This is a genomic window from Subtercola vilae, from assembly GCF_004923255.1.
Classification (GTDB): domain Bacteria; phylum Actinomycetota; class Actinomycetes; order Actinomycetales; family Microbacteriaceae; genus Subtercola; species Subtercola vilae.
This window is the reverse complement of record NZ_QYRT01000009.1, coordinates 31858-50672: the sequence shown is the minus strand read 5'-3', so window position 1 is coordinate 50672 and position 18815 is coordinate 31858. Positions and strand designations below refer to the sequence as shown.

Here is an 18815-nt window from a genome sequence, read left to right as displayed (position 1 = left end):
GCTGTGTATCGCACGCACATCCGTGCCGACGATTGACAAGCGCCGCCGGTGGGTCTAGACCGGGCCTCAGTACAGAAGCATGGTCAGCCTGCGGCGCGCTGCGGTGACCCGTGCGTCGTCGGTACCGACCACCTCGAACAGTTCGAGCAGCCGGGCCCGCAGCACGTCTTTCGTTGCCTGGTCGGCTTTCGCGAAGAGCGTGAGAATACGATCGAACGCGTCGTCGACGTGCCCACCAGAGACATCGAGATCGGCGACCAGCAGCTGGGCATCCATATCGGTGGGGTTGGCGGCGCCGGCACTACGGATCTCATCGAGCGACTGGCCGTCGAGACGGTCGAGCAGCTTGACTTGGGCAAGACCCGCCATGGCGAGGGCGTCGCGGGGGCTCTGCGCGATGGCCTTCTCGTACTCGGCGATGGCGCCCTTGTAGTCGCCACGGGAGATCGCGTCGAAGGCTTCGGCGTGGTGGGGCGGCAGCGGCTCCTCGACGGGCTCTGCGGCCTCGCCGTCACCATCAGGGCCAGCACCCGGCAGCCCGCGCCCATCGGCCGGTACAGCCACGCCGGTCACGCCGTTCTGCACGCCGAGCTGGGCGACCTGTTCGAGAACCTCCCGAATGCTCTGCTCGGGCTGCGCGCCTTCGAATAGTGACACCGGCCGCCCACCGATGATGGCAGCGACGGTCGGAACCGTCTGGGCCTGAAACGCCGCAGCGAGCTGCGGGTTCGTATCGGTTTCGACCCGAACGAGCATGAACTGGCCGCCGTATTCGAGGATGAGTTTCTGCATCAGCGGCGCGAGGATACGCGACCCGTCAGACCACGAAGCCCACAGTTCGACGACGACCGGCACCGCGTTCGACAGCTCGAGAATCTGCGAGAAGGTGGCGTCGGTGCCGTCGAGCAGCAGGCTCGGCACGCTGACGCCAGCGCCGGGCTCACCGGCGGGGCCGCTGGCGACGCCGGATGCCGCGGCCCCGGCTGCCTGGGCACCGGGAGCCGGGCGGTTCACGAGCGACGAGAGGTCGACGGCACCCCTCAGGCTTGCGGCAGAGGGGGGAATCTGGCTCACGGCAACTCCTTGGCTGACAGCAGTCCTTGGGCGAATCCCAGAAGTTTCACCTTCGAGGTGTCGCCCGACGGCGGAATGTAGAACAACAACTGGTAATCGTAGATCGCTTCGGTGCCCTTGGTGGTCGACGTCACGCCCGACGCCGCCGTGACAGCGCCCTGCGTGGTCACCGTGGCACCGGCCTCGACGACCTTCACCACTTCGGATTCCCGGATGTTCAGGGCCACGATGGCGCCCGACTGGTTTGTGGCGAGAGCGATGCTCTGGCCGAGGCCCGCAACCTTTGCGAAGTCGATACTCGCCGTGTTGGCGAGCCCCGCCTTCTTCGCATTCTTGTAGTCGACCCCCACGCTGGTGCGGAGCGTATCGCCGGTCGCATCGAACTCGGCGAACGTGGGGCTTGCCGAACCCACCGCCAGGAGGTCGGCGTAGCCGCTGGCCGCCTGTGCCGGCGTGATGGAGAGGAGCTTCGAGTCGGTGCCGAGGCGCGACGTGCCGACCGAGGCCGGAGCGACGGGCGGCAGGGTGGTGTCGGGCTCGAGCGCGATGGCGTAGTAGACCTTGTAGGCGCTTCGCGGAGTCTCTTGGATGAGCATCAACGACAGCGGGGCAACAGTGGTGTCAGCCTTGTTCTCCACAATGGTGAAGACCGTTCGCGGCCACGTGTCGGTTGCCTGCGGCAGCACGACAGACGACGGCCCGGTGGGCACGGCCTGCGGGGCGGGGTAGCTCGCATCAGTGGCACGAATCTTGTACGTCTCGGTGCGGAGATCGAGCGCGGGCCCGGTGAACCTCGCGGCGAGGGCACCCGCGTCCGCGGCCGCATCGGACGCGGTGGCGGTCTGCGAGATCTTCGTGAGAATTGTGTTGAGCTGCTCCTCGGAGACAGCGGGCGGCGGGCCGGAGTCGGGGGTGGGCACCGGCGTGGGCGTAATGGTGGCGGTGCCGGTTGGCGTCGGGGTCGCCGTGGCCGCCGGGGTCGAGGAGACAGCCGCAGTTGAACCGGGAGTAGGCGTGGCCGTGTCAGCGATCGCTGACGGCAGTGACTGGATCGAGCATCCGGCAAGCGCCAGCGAACCGAGAAGCACGGTCGGCACTGCGATGGCGATCGACCGGGAGATCGACCGACGGCCGCGTTTCACGCCCGATTCGATGGCGTTGTGCCGCGACGACGAGAACCGCTTGCCACGGGGAAGCGCCGGGGGCTTACGCCTCGGGCCCCTCGACTTCTTCATGTGGGCGAGCCCCAACAGCAGCAGCACCAGCCCGACGAGCACGAAGAACGCCCCGGCGAGCAGCAGTGGCACTGCGAACGGCGTGCTGTTGTCGAGCGGCCACGAAATGCGGATCGATGACGGCGCCTCGGCTGTGCCATCGTCGGCGACGATCATCGAGTACCCGGCCGGCAGGCTGAACGTGCGATTGAGTGAGCTGTCACTTGTGTACTCTTCGAGCCACAGGTCGGAGCCGGCGGGGTTGGCCGACCCGCTCGCGACGTTTGCGGCCCCCGTGGTGGCGGCGGCGACAACGCTCGATGAGAGCGACTTCGTGGTCGAGTCGACCGCGACGGTGTCGTAGGCCGACCCGTTCAGCCACGCCTTCACATCGGCCGTGCGGCCGTAGGCGGCGAAGACCGTTTTGCTGCCGGAGAGCGAAATGGTCTGCGCGCCCGAGTGGGACTGCAGCACATCGCTGTCGATGAAGAGGTACGGCAGAGGCGACGACTGGGTCGTCTGAACGCTGAGCGACGAAGGGGGCAGAAGCACCGTACGCTCAGCGATGCCGATACCGATGAGCGCCGTCGCTATGACGAAGGCGAAGATGGCAAGAATAAATCGCACGTGAGAACTCCAGACAAGACATTAAAAGATAGCCCATCGCGCTTGTGAAGGCTCCCAGACTTCGCTGGCCCCTACAATTAGGCTACTCCCCGACAGGTCTGGGGGCCTGCAAGGGAGTGGCAGTGAAGATCAGGAACGCATTCACCCTGGGGCTCGTGGGCACGCTGGGTGTGGGCCTCGGTATTCTCATTCTGTTCGCCATCAGCAACCTCGCCACGGTTCTCACCTACGTCGGTATCGCCGTCTTTCTCGCCCTCGGCCTCGACCCGCTGGTGTCGTGGCTCGAACGTAAGCGGTTCCCGCGGAGCCTGGCCATTCTCATCGTCATCGTCGGAGTTGCCGGCATCATCACCGGTCTTGTCTTCGCCGTGCTGCCCATCATCGTCGACCAGCTGACGCAGCTCTTCGGCCAGATTCCCCCGCTGCTCGCACAGCTGCAGTCGTCGAGCTGGGCCTCCGACCTCACCACGAGGCTCGGCGGCTACGTCGACGTTCAGGCCGTCGTCGATGCCGTGACCAAGTATCTGCAAGACCCCGGCAACATCACCACCATTGCCGGTGGTGCGCTCGCCATCGGCGTCGGCATCGCAAACGGCGTGTTCGGCGTGGTGATCGTATTCATCCTCACCCTGTTCTTCACCGCGAATCTGTCAGCGATGAAACGCACGGTGTACCTGCTTGTTCCTGCGTCGAGCCGGGAGCGGTTCGCCGACCTCGGCGAGCAGGTCACCGATGCGGTGGGGCGCTATGTGATCGGCCAGGTCACGCTGGCCGCGTGCAACGGAGTGCTGAGTTTCATCTACCTGTCGATCATCCAGGCACCCTACGCGGCCGTGCTCGCCTTCATCGCCGGCATCCTGTCGCTCATTCCGCTCGTCGGAACCATCTCCGGGTCGGTCATCATTGTGCTGATCTGCCTGATTCCCGGGGTGGGCTCACCGGCGACCGCGCTGGCGGCGGGCATCTACTATCTCGTCTACATGCAGGTTGAGGCATACCTTCTCAGCCCGAACATCATGCGACGCGCGGTGTCAGTGCCGGGGGCGGTTGTCGTCATCGCAGCGCTGGCGGGCGGCTCACTGCTCGGAGTGCTCGGAGCACTCGTTGCCATCCCCATCGCCGCGTCGATCATGCTGATCGTCAAGCAGGTCGTCATTCCGGCGCAGAACGAGCGCTAAGGTCCCTCGACGGTCTCGGGCAACGGCCATGCAGCCGGGTTCACGCGGGCGACGATCTCGTTCAGAACCCTCTTGGTCTGCGTCTCGCCCACCCAGAGATGTTTGCCACCCTCGACCACCACCAGCTCGGCCTCGGGTACTACGGCGAAGCGGTCGACCGCCTCCGCCGGCCGCAGAAAGTCGTCGAACTCAGGAATGAGCGCCACCAGCGGCACCCCGGCGTCGGCCCACCGCGCAAGCTCAGCCTCCGTGGTGCGGTGAAGCGGCGGTGAGAGCAGAATCGCTCCATCGATGGGGTGGTCGAGCCCGTATTTCAGGGCAAGCTCTGTACCGAACGACCAGCCCACCAGCCACGGGTGCGGCAGCTGGCGTTCGGCGACGAAGGCCATTGCAGCGGCGACGTCGAACCGTTCATCCACGGCCCCATCGAAGCTGCCGTCACTCGTGCCGCGCGGTGACGAGGTGCCGCGGGTGTTGAAGCGCAGCACGGCCAGGTCGGCGAGGGCCGGCAGCCGGGCGGAGGCCTTTCGAAGGATATGCGAGTCCATGAACCCGCCAGCGGTCGGCAGGGGGTGCAACATGACGAGTGTCGCCACCGGGGCGCCCGACTCGGGCAGGGCCAGCTCGCCGACCAGCGTCAGACCGTCGGAGGTGTGCAACTCGATGTCTTCCCGCAGGGCAGGAAGTAATGTCGAGCTTCGAATCTCGATGGCGGGGGTCATGTCAGAAACCGATCTTCCAGCAGTGAGTGTGCCAGTGCCGCCGGGCCGCCAGGTCGCTGGCGTCACCCATGACACCGTCAGCCCGCCACGTCACGAGGTGGGCAGTACCCGGCACGATGGTCTTCGAGCATCCGGGGCAGACGTATTCTTTGGTGGCCTGCAGCGCTGAGATGGGCTGAACGTTCCAGTCGCCGCCCCGACGGTGCTCCACCGTGCGCCAGCCTGTCATCGCGCGTTCGAAGCTCTCGCTCTCGTCGGCGTCGCTCTGCCCCTGCCCCTGGCCGCGAACGGGTCGGCGGGGGCGATTGCTGCGAGGCATACCCTCCAGTCTACGATCAGCGAACGGGCGACATCAGACGAAGGCGGCAGCGGCTCTAATACCAGCCCTGGTCTTCGGAGTGGCCCCAGGCGCCGCAGGGGGTGCCGTAGCGGCTGGTGATGTAGCCGAGACCCCAGGTGATCTGCGTGGCGGCGCTGGTCTGCCAGTCGGCACCGACCGAGGCCATCTTGCCGCCCGGCAGAGCCTGTGGAATACCGTAGGCGCCGCTGCCGGCATTGTATGCCGACACATTCCAGCCCGATTCGCGGTTGAACAGGGAGACGAGGCACGAGTACTCGTCTTCGCCCCAGCCCTTGGCCACGATCATGTCGTGGGCGATCGCTTTGGCTGAGCCGGGGTCGGGCGTAGCAGCTGACGGCGCCGACGAGGCGGTCTTCACGGCGACCACGACCGGGGGCGGGGGCGCTGCCTTGGTCGAGTAGCCATCTCGGCTGACGGCGTTCTCGTATCGGCCCGACGAGAGAGCCTGAGTCGGGAGATTCGACGTGTCTTTGATCGTGACAGTGAAGTAGGCCGACGCCGTGGCACCCGTGTACGGGTCGACCGCGGTGATCGCCACGAAGGCGACAGCGGCCAGAAATCCGAACCCCTGAAGCGCGAGGCGGCTTTTATCGAGCGGCGCGCGGTGCTGACGAGGTCTCGGCACCCGACGTTCGATCTGATGTCTACCCACGATGAGTCGACTGTAGCAGTGGGCTCAGCGCACCGACAACATCACGTCGACGACGGCGTCGAGAACGGCATCGACCTGACCCTCGCTGTACCCACCGAGCTTCGGCCGGAAGACAGCGGAGCGCACGTCTCCCACCGTCACAGCAGCACCCGACCGAAAGTACGCGACGATCGCATCGCAGAAGGTGTCGACGTCACTGCGGTTGTAGCCACCGCTCAGCAGCCCGGCACGCGTGAACCGCCTGCCCTTCGGCCGTTCGAGGCGGGCGAGAAGTTCTCGCGCACGCTCGCGGCTCTGCGCGTACCACTGTTCTTCGCCAACAGCACGCTGGGCACGGGCGCGCTCACGCGCCGAGAATGCCTCTTCGAGTCGCTCGAGTGCGGCATCGACGTGCACCGTCGAATACCCGCTCTTCTGCAGGCCGAAGGATGCCTGACGGATGGTCTGCGAGTCGATGACGCCGGCAGCACCCGCTGCACCTGCACCTGCTGCACCTGCATTCGCGCCCGCACCGATGTCGCCCGTGTCGCCCGGCTCGGTGAACATGCCCTTGGCCTCGTATGCAGCGCGGGCATCCGCCAGGAACTTCTCCACCTCGTAGACGTTGTAGCCGAGCTGTGGGCGACGGGCATGCGGAAAGGTTTGACTCACGAGACCACGCTAACGGAAGACGATGAACAGAACATATGCGGCGGCGGCAGAAGGCAGCATCGAGTCGAGTCGGTCGAGAAAACCGCCGTGCCCGGGGAGCCAGGTGCTCATGTCTTTGATGCCCATGTCGCGTTTCAGCAGCGATTCGGCGAGGTCGCCGAATGTGGCGGTGGCCGTGATGACGGCACCCAGAATGAGCCCGAACCACCAGGGCCGGTCTAGCATGAAGACCCCGAGCACGACCCCCGCTATGAGAGCCAGCCCCGCGGCCCCGGCGAAGCCCTCCCACGTCTTCTTCGGACTGATGCGGGGTGCCATCGGATGTTTGCCGAAGTTCAGCCCCGTCACGTACGCACCCGTGTCGACGCAGATGACCACAAGCATGAACGCGAGCACCCAGAACTGACCACTCGGTTTTGCGGCCAGAAGTATGGCGATGCTCCCAAGGAACACGACGTACACCTGCACGAAGATGCCCGATGAGAGGTCTCTCAATACGGCGACCACACCACCGCGATGCGACGGGCTCACCAGCTGAGCGAGCCGCCAGACGCACACGAACAGCGCGCCACCCAGCAGCGTCAGCCACTGGCCCGCCTCGCCGAAGTAGAACGCGGCGACCGCGACCGCAGCACCAGAGACAACGGTGGGAATCAGCGGTACGTGCCGGCCCGACCTTTTCAGCGCACCGACGAGCTCTGCCGAGGTGATGCACACCAGAATGCCCACGAAGATGAAGAAGAGAACTTTGAGAAAGATCAGGCTGAAGAGCATGATCAGACCAAGGCCGAGGCCGATCGCGATCGCACTGACCAGATTGCGGCCGGTGCGCGCCGTGATCTTCTCGTTGGCCTCTTCGAACTGTTCGCGCCTCGCGCGAACACGCTCTTCGAGTTCGGCGCGCGTGATTCCCTGCGAAGAGCGTTTCGGTTTCGCAGGGCCGCCCGCACCCGAATCGATAGTCACAGTTTCTGAGACCTAGATTTCCAGCAACTCGGTCTCTTTGCGCTTCAAGGCGTCGTCGATTGCATCGACCACTGACTTCGTCGATGCTTCGAGTTCTTTCTCCGCGCGGGCAACCTCATCGTCTCCGACCTCGCTCTTCAGGGCATCGAGATCGTCTTTGGCCTTGCGCCTGATGTTGCGCACCGAGATCTTGCCATCTTCGGCCTTGACCTTGACCACCTTCACGAACTCCCGACGACGTTCTTCGGTGAGGTCGGGCAGGGTGACCCGAATGATGTTGCCATCGTTTGTGGGGTTCGCACCGAGGTTCGGCATGTCACGCAGGGCCTGCTCGATGTCGCGCAGGGCACCCTTGTCGTACGGGGTGACGATGATGGTGCGTGCCTCGGGGTTCTGCAACGAGGCAAGCTGTGAGAGCGGCGTCGGTGACCCGTAGTAGTTGACCAGAACCTTCTGGAACAGGGCCGGGTTCGCCCGGCCGGTTCGCACCGTCGAGAAATCTTCTTTCGTTGCTTCGAGCGCCTTCTTCATTCGCTCAGCGGCATCGGTCAGTACATCGGCAATCACAGTGACAACTCCTTATATCGGCAACAGTTTAGTTCGAAAGCCTGATCACTCGTGCGAGGTGTGAACCAGCGTGCCGATCTGCTCGCCCAGAATCGCGCGGGTCACATTGCCCTGCGGCTCCATACCGAACACCATCATCGGCATGCGGTTGTCCATGCAGAGGCTGAACGCGGTCGAGTCGACCACCTTCAGTTCCCGCTGCAGCGCGTCGATGTAGGTCAGCCTGTCGATCTTCTTCGCGTTCGGGTTCGTGCGCGGGTCGGAGTCGTAGACGCCGTCTACACCGTTCTTCGCCACGAGAACCACGTCTGCGCCGATCTCGAGGGCACGCTGCGCAGCCACCGTGTCGGTCGAGAAGTAGGGCAGACCTGCCCCGGCACCGAAGATGACCACGCGGCCCTTCTCGAGGTGGCGTTCGGCACGGCGCGGGATGTACGGCTCAGCCACCTGCGTCATCGAGATGGCCGACTGCACCCGCGTCGCCGCCCCGGCCTGCTCGAGAAAGTCTTGCAGTGCGAGGGCGTTCATCACGGTGCCGAGCATGCCCATGTAGTCGGCACGCCCTCTATCCATTCCGCGCTGTGAGAGCTCCGCTCCGCGAAAGAAGTTGCCGCCGCCAACCACAATGGCGATCTCGACGGTCTTCGCTGCTGCGGCGATCTCGCGCGCAAGCTCGCTGACTACATCGGGATTCACACCCAGTGAGCCGGCCCCGAAGGCTTCACCCGAAAGTTTCAGCAGAACTCGTCGTCTACCGGTCGCTTCTGACATCGAATGGTTGTCCTTCCGTCGCTTCCCGGTGTTCAGGCTACCGGTAAACAAAAAGCCCCGACACCGTTTCGGGTGTCGGGGCTTTCAGTGACAGGAGGTCAGGCGCCGACCTTGAAACGGGCGAACCCGGTCACGGTCAGGCCGGCCTCGGCCAGCACCTTGGCGACCGACAGCTTGTTGTCTTTCGCGTAGTCCTGGTCGAGCAGGGCGACCTGCTTGAAGTACCCGGTGAGACGACCCTCGATGATCTTGGGCAGGGCCGCGGCGGGCTTGCCCTCGTTCTCAGCAATCTCGGTGACGATCTTCCGCTCGGCCTCAACGGCGTCAGCAGGAACATCTTCGCGGGTCAGGTACTCGGGGTTGGCGAACGAGATGTGCTGCGCAATGCTGCGAGCGGTCTCGGCGTCGTCACCCGTGTAGCCGACCACAACGCCGACCTGCGGGGGCAGGTCTTTGCTGGTGCGGTGCAGGTAGATGGCGAACTTCTCGCCCTTCACCTGTGCCACGCGGCGCAGTTCGATCTTCTCGCCGAGAATGGCGGCCTCGTCGGCGATGACCTCACCGACGGTCTGCGAGCCGGCCGGAGCGGCAAGCGCAGAGGCGGCGTCGGTGGCCTGGGCTGCAGCGGCAGCATCCAGAACCTTCTCGCTCAGGTCGATGAACTTCTGGTTCTTCGCAACGAAGTCGGTCTCGCTCGCGAGCTCGATGAGGGTGGCAGTACCAGCCTCCTCCTTCGCGGCGACGAGGCCCTCGCTGGTGGCACGGCCTTCGCGCTTGGCGACGCCCTTCTGACCCTTGAGGCGCAGAATCTCGATCGCCTTCTCGATGTCACCATCGGCTTCGACCAGTGCGTTCTTGCTGTCTACCATTCCGGCGCCGAGACGGTCGCGCAGAATCTTCACGTCGGCAACGTTGAAATTTGCCATAGTGCTACTCACTCCTTGCTAAATGGCTGTGCCCGAGTCACCCCGGGCACAGCTGATCAATGTTCAAACCCCAGCGAATCACTGCCGCCGAGGATTTATTCGCGGGCGATGCCTCTCAGGCATCGCCGCCATAAGGTCAGACGGTCTGCTCGGGGTCGACGGTGCGAGCCTCGGCGACCGGGTGGGCGACGGGCTCACCGATGGCCTTGCCGATGAGTTGCGCGTCTGCGTCGTTCTCCTCGGTGTTGGGCTCTTCGGCCAGCTCGGCTACGTCAGCCTCGATGACAGCAGCGTCGGCCTGGGCGGCCTCGACGACAGCTGCATCGGCACCTTCGGTAGCGAGCGTCTCAGCAACGGCGGTCTCGGTCTGCTCGAGTTCGACGGTCGACGCCTCGAGAAGCTCGCGCTCCCACTCGGCGAGCGGCTCGACGGCAGACACGTTGCCGGTCTCCTCGGGCTTCTGGTGACGCTGGATGAGGCCCTCAGCGGCAGCGTCAGCAATGATGCGGGTCAGCAGCCCCACCGAGCGGATGGCGTCGTCGTTGCCCGGAATCGGGTACTGAACTTCGTCGGGGTCGCAGTTGGTGTCGAGAATACCGATGACGGGGATACCGAGCTTGCGCGCCTCGTCAATGGCGAGGTGCTCCTTCTTGGTGTCGACGACCCAGAGGGCCGACGGGGTCTTCGTGAGGTTGCGGATACCGCCGAGGCTCTTGTGCAGCTTGTCGAGCTCGCGCTTCTTGATGAGCAGCTCTTTCTTCGTGAAACCGCTCTTGGCGGTGTCTTCGAAGTCGAGCTCTTCGAGCTCTTTCATGCGGGCAAGACGCTTCGACACCGTCTGGAAGTTGGTGAGGAGGCCACCGAGCCAACGCTGGTTGACGTAGGGCTGGCCGACGCGGGTCGCCTGCTCGGCGATTGCTTCCTGGGCCTGCTTCTTGGTGCCGACGAAGAGAATCGTGCCGCCGTGGGCGACGGTCTCTTTGACGAAGTCGTAGGCCTTGTCGATGAAGCCGAGCGACTGCTGAAGGTCGATGATGTAGATGCCAGAACGCTCGGTGAAGATGAAGCGCTTCATCTTCGGGTTCCAACGGCGGGTCTGGTGCCCGAAGTGCACGCCGCTGTCGAGCAGCTGGCGAATGGTTACGACGGCCATGGCCGTACTCCTGTTCTATGGCCCCCGGGCACGGATGCACGGCAGGAGCCAAATCGGTTTCTCAGTGACGGCCGGATGACCGTCTCACCTGGTGCCCGGCACAGACCCGCCCGCGCGAAATGACTCGCTCGAGACCGAAGGGTTTGGCGGCCGATGGGCACGCGTAGTCACCGCTACGAGAGCGGTGCTACAAAAAGGATACCACCGTTCGGGCGCTGCGGTGCAGCCTTCTACGCAGAGGCCTTGAGGGCGGCGGCGGCCTTGGCGGCTCGGCCTCCGCGATCGACCTTCAGATCATCCATGCTCTCAAGAGAACGACCCTTCGTCTCAGGAACCGCAAAGAACACGAAGACGAATGACAGCAGGGCGAAGAACGCGTACATGCCGTAGGTGAAGGGCAGCGAGAATGCCGAAAGCGCCGGGAACGTCTCGGTGACGGCGAAGTTCGTGAGCCACTGCGCGGCGGCGGCGATGCCGAGCGCCTTGCCACGGATGCGGTTCGGGAAGATCTCACCGAGCAGCACCCACACGAGCGGGCCCCACGTGGCTCCGAATGAGATCACGAACAGGTTGGCGGCGACAAGCGCGATCGGGCCCCACGCACCGGGAAGCGACGGGTTGCCGTTCACCTGAACCGACTGCGCAAACGAGATGGCCATGACGCCCAACGACACCACCATGCCGATCGAGCCGATCAGCAGCAGTGGGCGTCGGCCGGCCTTGTCGACCGTGAAGATGGCCACGAAGGTCACCAGCACGTTCACCACGGCCGTCACCACCGAGATCGTGAGGGAGGTGCCCGCGTTGCCGGTGTCGAAACCGACGCTCGACCAGAGAGAGGTCGAGTAGTAGAAGATCACATTGATGCCCACCAACTGCTGGAACATCGACAGCAGGATGCCCACCCACACCACCGGCAGCAGGCCGAACAGCTTGCCGCGAAGGCTGGCGGTTCGCGCGTTCTCCTTGTCTTCACGAAGCGAGGTCTCGATCTCGTCGAGGGCTCCGTCGACTTCGGCCCTCGGCATCACGCTGGCGAGCACCGCTCGCGCATCGTCGTGACGACCCTTGCCGGCGAGAAACCGAGGCGACTCAGGCAGGCGCCAGGCCAGCAGGCCGTACACAATGGCGGGAACGGCGCAGACCACGAACATCCATCGCCAGGCGTCGGCACCGAAGAAAAGCGGGCTGTTGGCGTCGCCTGCGGCGTTGGCGAGAATGGCGTCGCTCAGGAGGGCGGCGAAGATGCCGAGGGTGATGGCCAACTGCTGCAGCGAGCCGAGGCTGCCGCGCACGCGCTTCGGCGCGATTTCGGCAATGTACGCGGGGGCGATGACCGAGGCGATGCCGATCCCGAGACCGCCGAGCACCCGCCAGAGAATCAGGTCGGTGACCGAGAAGGCGAAAGCCGAGCCGATGGAGCTGATCAAGAAGAGCGCGGCACCGATGAGCATCACGGGGATGCGGCCGAGGCGGTCGGCGATGCGGCCGGCGAAGTAGGCGCCGATGGCGCAGCCGAGCAGGGCCGAGGCAACGGCGAACCCGGCGAGGAACGGCAGTTGGTCGAGGCCGAAGTCACTCTTGATGGCATCGACGGCACCGTTGATGACCGAGGAGTCGAAGCCGAACAGAAAGCCGCCGAGTGCCGCTGAGATCGAGAGCGCGATGACCTTGCGGTTCAGCTTGCGCTGCAGGGATTGGTCTGTTTCGCCAGACCTCGTTGTACCAGCTGTGTCAGACATGTCGTACCCCTTTTAGGACGTGTAATATGTGTGTCGTTCGCGTGAGATGCCACGCGATCTTCGCTATTCACGAGGAGAACCTGTGTGCAGGTTGTCTCCCTCACATACTCGATCTTGGCACGGGTTCTCACAGTTGATGACTTTCGGCGGTGGGGGTTGCGTGTTCGCAGCGAGAGTGGGCGCATGAAAATACATGGGCTCGGGTTGCTGGTTGTGGTGATGTTGGTGGCGGGCGCGGCGGGGTCGCTCGGCGGGGCTGGCGGTGTTCTGGTGCCCGGGGTCGGGGGTGTTGCGGGGGTTTCGGGTGATGGGGGTGTTGGCGTGGGGCTGGTGAGCGCGATCGGCCCTCCGGGCGAAGCCGCGTCTGCCTTCCGGGCAGAATGGCCGGTGGCAGAGCCGCACGTGCTGCTGCGCGCGTTCGCCGCGCCGCCGACGGCATTTGCGGCAGGGCACCGCGGAATCGACATCGCAGCCGATCCCGACGAACAGGTCGTCGCACCCGCGGCCGGAGTCGTCACGTATGCGGCGGTCGTGGTCGACCGGCCCGTCGTCTCGATCGACCACGGCAACGGGTTCGTCTCCAGCCTCGAGCCGGTCACCGCCGTCGTCTCGCTGGGGCAGACCGTCGTCGCCGGCCAGCCCATCGGATCGGTCGCGGTCTGGTCGCACTGCGCCGTGAGCTGCATCCACTACGGCGTGCGACTCGACGGGCAGTACGTGTCGCCGATGCTCGTTCTCGCGTCGGTTCCGCGGGCAGTACTGCTGCCGATCGGCGGTGGGTGACGGCCGGGCCGCGACGGGCCCTGGGGGTCGGGTACGAATGGTAGGCGCGCGGGGCTTGAGCGCAGTGGGTCAGGCGCGGGGCTTGGGCGCGCGGGTCAGGCGCGCGGGTGGGCCGCGAGGTAGCTCTGCCGCAGGCGTTCCGTCGTCACGTGGGTGTAGATCTGCGTTGTGCCGAGGCTCGCGTGGCCGAGCATCTCCTGTACCGCACGCAAGTCTGCTCCGCCGTCGAGCAGGTGCGTCGCTGCCGTGTGGCGGAACGCGTGCGGGCCTTCCGGGCCAGACCCCGGAAGCTCACGCAGCAACCCCGACACAAGGGTGTAGACCGCACGAGTGCCGAGCCGGGCACCGCGCTGGTTCAGCAACAGCGCCCCCTTCGCAGCCGGAACGGCGGATCGCTCGAGAAGGGCCGGGCGACCGCGGTGCAGGTACTGCACGAGCGCCTCCCCCGCCGGCCCCCCGAACGGAACGACCCGCTGCTTCGAACCCTTTCCTGTCACGAGTACCGTGCGTCGGTCGAGATCGAGATCGTCGACATCGATTCCCACGAGTTCGGAGACGCGCAGCGCCGACGCATAGAGCAGCTCGACGATGACCAGGTCACGCTGGGCGAGTTCTTCGCCCTCTGACGCACGATCTTCGAGCCGGTCGAAGATCGACTGCATCGATGCACGGCTCAGCACACGGGGCAGCGAACGGTCTGGTCGGGGCGCACGCAGGCGTGCAGCCGGGTCGATCGCCTGCTGATGGGTTCGCGACAGCCACGCAGAGAAACTTTTGACCGTTGCAGAGCGCCTGGCCAAGGTCGCTTTCGAGAGCCCCTGGTTCGACGCCGCCCATAGCCAGTCACGCAACAGTTCGAGCGTGATCTCGGGTTCCGGTTGCGGTTTGGCTTCCGAGCGCGCCTCGGCTGCTGCACGCTGCTCGGCGAAGGCTCGCAGATTGGCCAGGTCAGACCGGTACGAACGGATGGTGTTGGCCGAGTAGGCACGCTCGAACTCGAGGTGCGACAAGTAGTCGCTCATCACGCGTTCGAGGTTCACCCGTCAAGCATGCCGCTCAGCATCCGTTTCGTCAGGCTGTCGGCGAGGTGTGGCGAGAGAATGCCTCCCGCTGCTCCGCGGGGCCGAGCGCTTGGATCTCGGCCACGAGCTCGTCGGGAAAGTTGTTCACCGTCTCGAAGTCGCCGATGGGCACCACCGAGTGCACAACCTGGTTCTCGTACACATGCACCAGGTTCATCGACTGCCCGCCTCCCACCCCGGTGAGGCTGCCGGGGTGGGCCGTGATGTCCATGGTGTAACACGTGGCCGCCCCCACCGAGACCGGTATGCCGGCGAAAAGCGAGGTGGTCGCGTAGTGCAGGTGACCGCCGAGAATTCCGCGCACATCGGTGCCACGGATGACGTCGGCGAACCGCGGCTGGTCTTGAAGCTCGAGAATCGGCATCAGCGGCAGCGACGTGGGGATCGGTGGATGATGCAGAGCGATCAGCGTTCCCTCTGGTGCCGCGACCGCGAGCGTCTCTGCCAGCCAGTCGAGCTGCTGCAGGGTCAGTTCGCCGTGGTGGAACCCCGGAACCGACGTGTCGAGCGCGATCAATCGCAACCCACCGAACCAGAACACCCGGTCGACCGGTGCGCTGCTTGCCGGTTCGCTGCTCACCGCTTCGCCGAGCAGGTCGGTGCGCATGCGGGCCCGGCTGTCATGGTTGCCCATCACCCAGACCAGCTCTGCTCCCATCCGTTCAGCGGCAGGCTCGACGATCCCTCGAATACGCACGTACGCGTCAGTCTCCCCGAGATCGGTGATGTCTCCCGTGAAAACCAGAGCGTCGAACCGGATGCCCGACCCCTCGAGCTGCGAAAGTGCTCGCTTGAGCGTGGCGTCGGTGTCGACCCGGCCGTACAGCTTCGCGCTGGCCGCCACGAAGTGGGTGTCGCTGAGGTGCGCAATGACGTGAGTGGGAGTGTCGTTCTCTGGCATGCCTTCATCTTCGCAGCAGGCGCCGACATCAGGTCTCAGACCGTGGCTTTCAGACCGTGGCTTTCAGACCGGCATCCGCCTGCCCCCAGCGGCGCGCCAACCCCCGACGTCTTCGAGCACGCTGCCTTCGAGTTGCAGCCCTCCGAGAACCGACTGCACCCGCGAGACACTGAGACCGGCGCGGCGAGCCACATCGTCGGTAGGGCGCGCCAACTTCTTACTGAGGGCATCCAGAACCCGCAGTTGCTCGGCGCTCGGGCGATCGCTGTCGGCCGTGTCATCGGGTTCAGCGCCCTGGAACATGCCCACCATGCCCACCACGTCGTCAGCAGATGTGACACAGACCGCTGCATAGTCACGAAGCAGACGATGGCAGCCCGCCGACGACATCGACGTCACCGGCCCCGGTACAGCGCCGAGTGGACGGTTGAGTTCGTTGGCATGGGCGGCGGTGTTCAGCGAACCGCTGCGCCTGCCCGCCTCGACCACCACTGTTGCCTGCGAAACGGCAGCGATGAGCCGGTTGCGCTGCAGAAACCGCCATTTTGTCGGAGGCGACCCGCACGACAACTCGGAGACGACAAGCCCCACCTCACTGATGCGTTTGAGCAACGAATCGTGCCCACTCGGGTAGAACCGGTCTACCCCTCCCGCCAGAAAAGCCACGGTCAACCCCGAACTGGCGAGCGCCGCGCGATGGGCCATTCCGTCGATTCCGTAGGCGGCACCCGACACAATGCCCCAGCCGCGATCGCTGAGCCCGGCAGACAGTTCCATGGCCATGTGCTCCCCGTATCCGGTGGCCGCGCGGGCGCCCACCAGCGCGACGGAGTGTTCGATGCCAGCGATGGCTGAGGCAGGGCCGCGCACCCAGAGTGCGAGCGGCTCGTGCCCACCGAGGTCGGCCAGCGACGACGGCCACAGGTCGTCGTCGGGGGTGAGCAGTCGCGCGCCAGAGTGGTGGGCGAGACGAAGCGAGGTGAGGGCCGAGTTCGCCGCCAGGCGGGGCATCCATCGTTCTATTGCCTGAGTGAGGGACTTCTCTGTCAACTCGTCGGCCCCACCACCGATTCCTCCACCACCAGTTGTCTCGTCACCGCCCGCGATCACCCGTTCGAGAACGGCCCTGGGTGAGGCCCGCTCGACCAGCAAAGTGAGGCCGACGCTTGCCCCGAGGGCCCGGACAAGGGCTCCCGCCGTCACATCACCGGGTTCGGCGAGCCCGCTCCACGTGGCGCGGGCGAACCGCTCCGCAATCGCCAGCGTGTCGATCTCGGGCCGCGCTTCGGCCTCGGCTTCGACCTCGGCAGCACTCGCAGCTGCATCCGTACCCGCACCCACATCCGAACCCGCGTTTGCAGCCCCGGCCGCGGCACCCGCTCCCCTCGGCGCCCCGACGCCGCTCACGCCGAGCACCGCCTCGATCACCAACTTCTCGTCCAACGAAAAAATGCTCATGCTGACATCGACTTTCTGAGGTAGAGGGCCCGCCCCACGTGCTCCGGGCTGGGCTGGTCGGCGCCGTCGAGATCGGCGAGGGTCCATGCGACGCGCAGAATGCGGTCGTAGCCGCGCATGGTGATGCCGCCGCGCTCGAGAGCACGATCGAGCACTGCGGTGAACGAGTGCGGCAGGCGCTCGGGCCCGCTGCGCAACCACTCGCCGGGAACCTGGCTGTTCAGCCTCCACCCCGTGCCCTCGAGACGCCGCGCCATGCGCTCGCGTGCCAACTCCACGGTTCGCCTCGCCTCGACGGTCGTCAGTCGGGGCTCGGTATCGCCGAGCCGCAGCTCGACTGCGGTGACGCGCCGAACCTGAACCTGAATGTCGATGCGGTCGAGCAGCGGGCCCGACAACCTCGCGAGATAGCGCCGTCGAGTGTTCGGCGAGCAGGTGCACTTCGATTCTGCGGCACCGTATTGGCCGCAGGGGCACGGGTTCGCCGCCAGCACAAGCTGAAAGCTACCGGGGAACCGTGCGACTGCGTTCGCTCGATGAATGCTGATCACCCCCGACTCGAGGGGCTGCCGAAGCGCGTCGAGCACACTCACGGCGAACTCGGGTGCCTCGTCGAGAAACAGCACTCCGTGGGATGCCCGGGCCGCGGCCCCCGGCCGAATGAGCCTCGACCCACCGCCGATCAACGCCGCCGCCGTGGCCGTGTGGTGCGGCGACTCGAATGGCGGCCGCACCGCGAGCGTGCGCGGAACCCCCGCCCCCGCCAACGACCGCACCGAACTCACCTCGAGCGCCGACTCGGTGTCGAGATCGGGCAGAAGACCGGGCAGCCTCGACGCGAGCATGGTCTTGCCTGCCCCCGGCGGGCCGAGCAGAAACATGTGGTGCCCGCCCGCCGCCGCCGCGACCAGGGCGAGTACCGCGTCGGGATTGCCGACCACGTCGGCCAGCTCGTGGTGCGGCTCCCGGGTGTCGTGCGCATCGTGCCCTTGAATGGCCTCGTACACGACGGGCTCGAAGGCTCCGGCGTGGTAGATCGCCGCGTCGCGCAACGACACTACGGGCACGATGACCACACCCGGCACCAGCTCAGCCTCGTGCCGATTGCCCTCGGGCACCATGAACGACCGATAGCCCGCGCGCGCGGCGGCAGCAATGGCCGGCAGCACCCCGTTCATCGGCCGAAGCCGCCCGTCGAGGCTCAGTTCGCCCAGATGCACCACCCCGGCAACCGATTCAGCCGAAATGGTGCCTTCAGCGGCCAGGATGGCCATCGCAATCGCAAGGTCGAAGGTCGAACCGTGTTTCGGCAGAGCCGCGGGCGACAGGTTGACGGTGATCTTGCTGTGCGGCAGAGCGCAGCCGCAATTGGTGGCCGCCGCTCGAACGCGGTCTCGGGCATCCGACAGTGCCGTATCGGGAAGGCCGATGATCATGAGGGTCGGTAGGCCATTGCCGATGTCAGCCTCGACCTCGACCATCGAGCCGGTCATGCCGAGTAAGGCGACCGAATGGGTGCGCGCCACCATCAGAAGATTCCCTCGAGGTGTTCGACGACCGGCACCGACCCCGCGGGCGCAACCACACCGATGGCATCGACGCGAATCTGCCGTCGGCCGCCCCCGGCCGCCTCACACCATGCCGAGCTGAGCCGCCGCAACCGGGCGAGCTTGGCAACCGTGATGGCCTCGAACGGATGCCCGTACCGAAGCCCCGACCGGGTCTTCACCTCGACGAACACCGTCACGCCACCGTGCTCGGCGATCACGTCTATCTCGCCCTGCGCGCACCGCCAGTTGCGGCCCAGGATTGTGTACCCACGCTCAACCAAGTAGTCAGCGGCGAGCTGTTCGCCCCGCCGCCCGAGCACATCTTTTGCTTTCATTTCGACCTCCGCCAGCAACACTGGCGGGGTGAAACGCAGAACGAGCCGCTACCCGAGGGGTCGGTGCAGAACCGACAAGACCCGTCGGTTGTGAGCGACGAG

19 protein-coding genes are annotated in these 18815 nt (G+C 65.6%); 2 read left to right on the top strand and 17 right to left on the bottom strand.

Annotation, left to right across the window (positions count from 1 at the left end):
* Positions 1-66: 66 nt before the first annotated feature.
* A complete protein-coding gene (locus tag D4765_RS06715) occupies positions 67-1074 on the bottom strand; it encodes a tetratricopeptide repeat protein (RefSeq protein WP_136641519.1) in 1008 nt (335 codons plus the stop codon).
* Positions 1071-2915 carry a hypothetical protein gene (locus D4765_RS06710; protein WP_136641518.1) on the bottom strand — a complete coding sequence of 615 codons (1845 nt, stop codon included), beginning with the start codon at positions 2913-2915 and terminating at the stop codon, positions 1071-1073. The genes D4765_RS06715 and D4765_RS06710 overlap by 4 nt, the downstream gene beginning before the upstream one ends.
* 122 nt (positions 2916-3037) lie before the next feature.
* Between D4765_RS06710 and D4765_RS06705 the strand changes: the two genes are divergently transcribed.
* Entirely contained in the window at positions 3038-4093 is a 1056-nt protein-coding gene (locus tag D4765_RS06705) for an AI-2E family transporter (protein ID WP_136641517.1), read from the top strand.
* On the opposite strand, the gene D4765_RS06700 is transcribed toward D4765_RS06705, so the two are convergent.
* The 10 genes from D4765_RS06700 to D4765_RS06655 all read right to left on the bottom strand — a co-directional run bounded on the left by D4765_RS06700 (position 4090) and on the right by D4765_RS06655 (position 12604).
* A complete protein-coding gene (locus D4765_RS06700) occupies positions 4090-4815 on the bottom strand; it encodes an alpha/beta hydrolase (RefSeq protein WP_136641516.1) in 726 nt (241 codons plus the stop codon). The two genes, D4765_RS06705 and D4765_RS06700, sit on opposite strands and share 4 nt — an antisense overlap.
* A 1-nt stretch (position 4816) precedes the next feature.
* Positions 4817-5134, bottom strand: coding sequence for a hypothetical protein (locus D4765_RS06695; RefSeq protein ID WP_136641515.1), 318 nt, complete (start codon positions 5132-5134; stop codon positions 4817-4819).
* Positions 5135-5189: 55 nt separating this feature from the next.
* The gene (locus tag D4765_RS06690) at positions 5190-5801 is read right to left on the bottom strand and encodes an aggregation-promoting factor C-terminal-like domain-containing protein (RefSeq protein ID WP_136641514.1); all 612 of its coding nucleotides are present in this window, start codon (positions 5799-5801) and stop codon (positions 5190-5192) included.
* A 51-nt stretch (positions 5802-5852) separates the two neighbouring features.
* Positions 5853-6479 carry a DivIVA domain-containing protein gene (locus D4765_RS06685; protein WP_136641513.1) on the bottom strand — a complete coding sequence of 209 codons (627 nt, stop codon included), beginning with the start codon at positions 6477-6479 and terminating at the stop codon, positions 5853-5855.
* Positions 6480-6488: 9 nt separating this feature from the next.
* The gene (locus D4765_RS06680) at positions 6489-7445 is read right to left on the bottom strand and encodes a phosphatidate cytidylyltransferase (RefSeq protein WP_237280295.1); all 957 of its coding nucleotides are present in this window, start codon (positions 7443-7445) and stop codon (positions 6489-6491) included.
* Positions 7446-7457: 12 nt separating this feature from the next.
* A complete protein-coding gene (gene frr, locus D4765_RS06675; protein ID WP_136641512.1) occupies positions 7458-8012 on the bottom strand; it encodes a ribosome recycling factor in 555 nt (184 codons plus the stop codon).
* A 45-nt stretch (positions 8013-8057) separates the two neighbouring features.
* Positions 8058-8783, bottom strand: coding sequence for a UMP kinase (gene pyrH / locus D4765_RS06670; RefSeq protein ID WP_136641511.1), 726 nt, complete (start codon positions 8781-8783; stop codon positions 8058-8060).
* Positions 8784-8881: 98 nt separating this feature from the next.
* The gene (gene tsf / locus D4765_RS06665) at positions 8882-9709 is read right to left on the bottom strand and encodes a translation elongation factor Ts (RefSeq protein WP_136641510.1); all 828 of its coding nucleotides are present in this window, start codon (positions 9707-9709) and stop codon (positions 8882-8884) included.
* 136 nt (positions 9710-9845) lie between these two features.
* The gene (gene rpsB / locus D4765_RS06660) at positions 9846-10862 is read right to left on the bottom strand and encodes a 30S ribosomal protein S2 (protein WP_136641509.1); all 1017 of its coding nucleotides are present in this window, start codon (positions 10860-10862) and stop codon (positions 9846-9848) included.
* Between the two features lie 230 nt (positions 10863-11092).
* Positions 11093-12604 (bottom strand): sugar porter family MFS transporter, encoded by a 1512-nt coding sequence (locus D4765_RS06655; protein ID WP_136641508.1) that lies wholly within the window; start codon positions 12602-12604, stop codon positions 11093-11095.
* Between the two features lie 183 nt (positions 12605-12787).
* Here D4765_RS06655 and D4765_RS06650 point away from each other — a divergent pair, with 183 nt between their 5' ends.
* On the top strand, positions 12788-13387 hold the full coding sequence (locus D4765_RS06650) for a murein hydrolase activator EnvC family protein (RefSeq protein ID WP_237280294.1): 600 nt from the start codon (positions 12788-12790) through the stop codon (positions 13385-13387).
* Between the two features lie 95 nt (positions 13388-13482).
* Here the strand turns inward: D4765_RS06650 and D4765_RS06645 are convergent, their stop codons facing one another.
* The 5 genes from D4765_RS06645 to D4765_RS06625 form a co-directional block, all read right to left on the bottom strand.
* Positions 13483-14427 carry a tyrosine-type recombinase/integrase gene (locus tag D4765_RS06645; protein ID WP_338054628.1) on the bottom strand — a complete coding sequence of 315 codons (945 nt, stop codon included), beginning with the start codon at positions 14425-14427 and terminating at the stop codon, positions 13483-13485.
* 31 nt (positions 14428-14458) lie between these two features.
* The gene (locus tag D4765_RS06640; RefSeq protein ID WP_136641507.1) at positions 14459-15370 is read right to left on the bottom strand and encodes a phosphodiesterase; all 912 of its coding nucleotides are present in this window, start codon (positions 15368-15370) and stop codon (positions 14459-14461) included.
* A gap of 63 nt (positions 15371-15433) precedes the next feature.
* Entirely contained in the window at positions 15434-16828 is a 1395-nt protein-coding gene (gene dprA, locus D4765_RS06635; protein ID WP_136641506.1) for a DNA-processing protein DprA, read from the bottom strand.
* A complete protein-coding gene (locus D4765_RS06630) occupies positions 16825-18360 on the bottom strand; it encodes a YifB family Mg chelatase-like AAA ATPase (RefSeq protein ID WP_136641505.1) in 1536 nt (511 codons plus the stop codon). The genes dprA and D4765_RS06630 overlap by 4 nt, the downstream gene beginning before the upstream one ends.
* A complete protein-coding gene (locus D4765_RS06625) occupies positions 18357-18713 on the bottom strand; it encodes a YraN family protein (protein ID WP_136641504.1) in 357 nt (118 codons plus the stop codon). The genes D4765_RS06630 and D4765_RS06625 overlap by 4 nt, the downstream gene beginning before the upstream one ends.
* Positions 18714-18815: the final 102 nt, after the last annotated feature.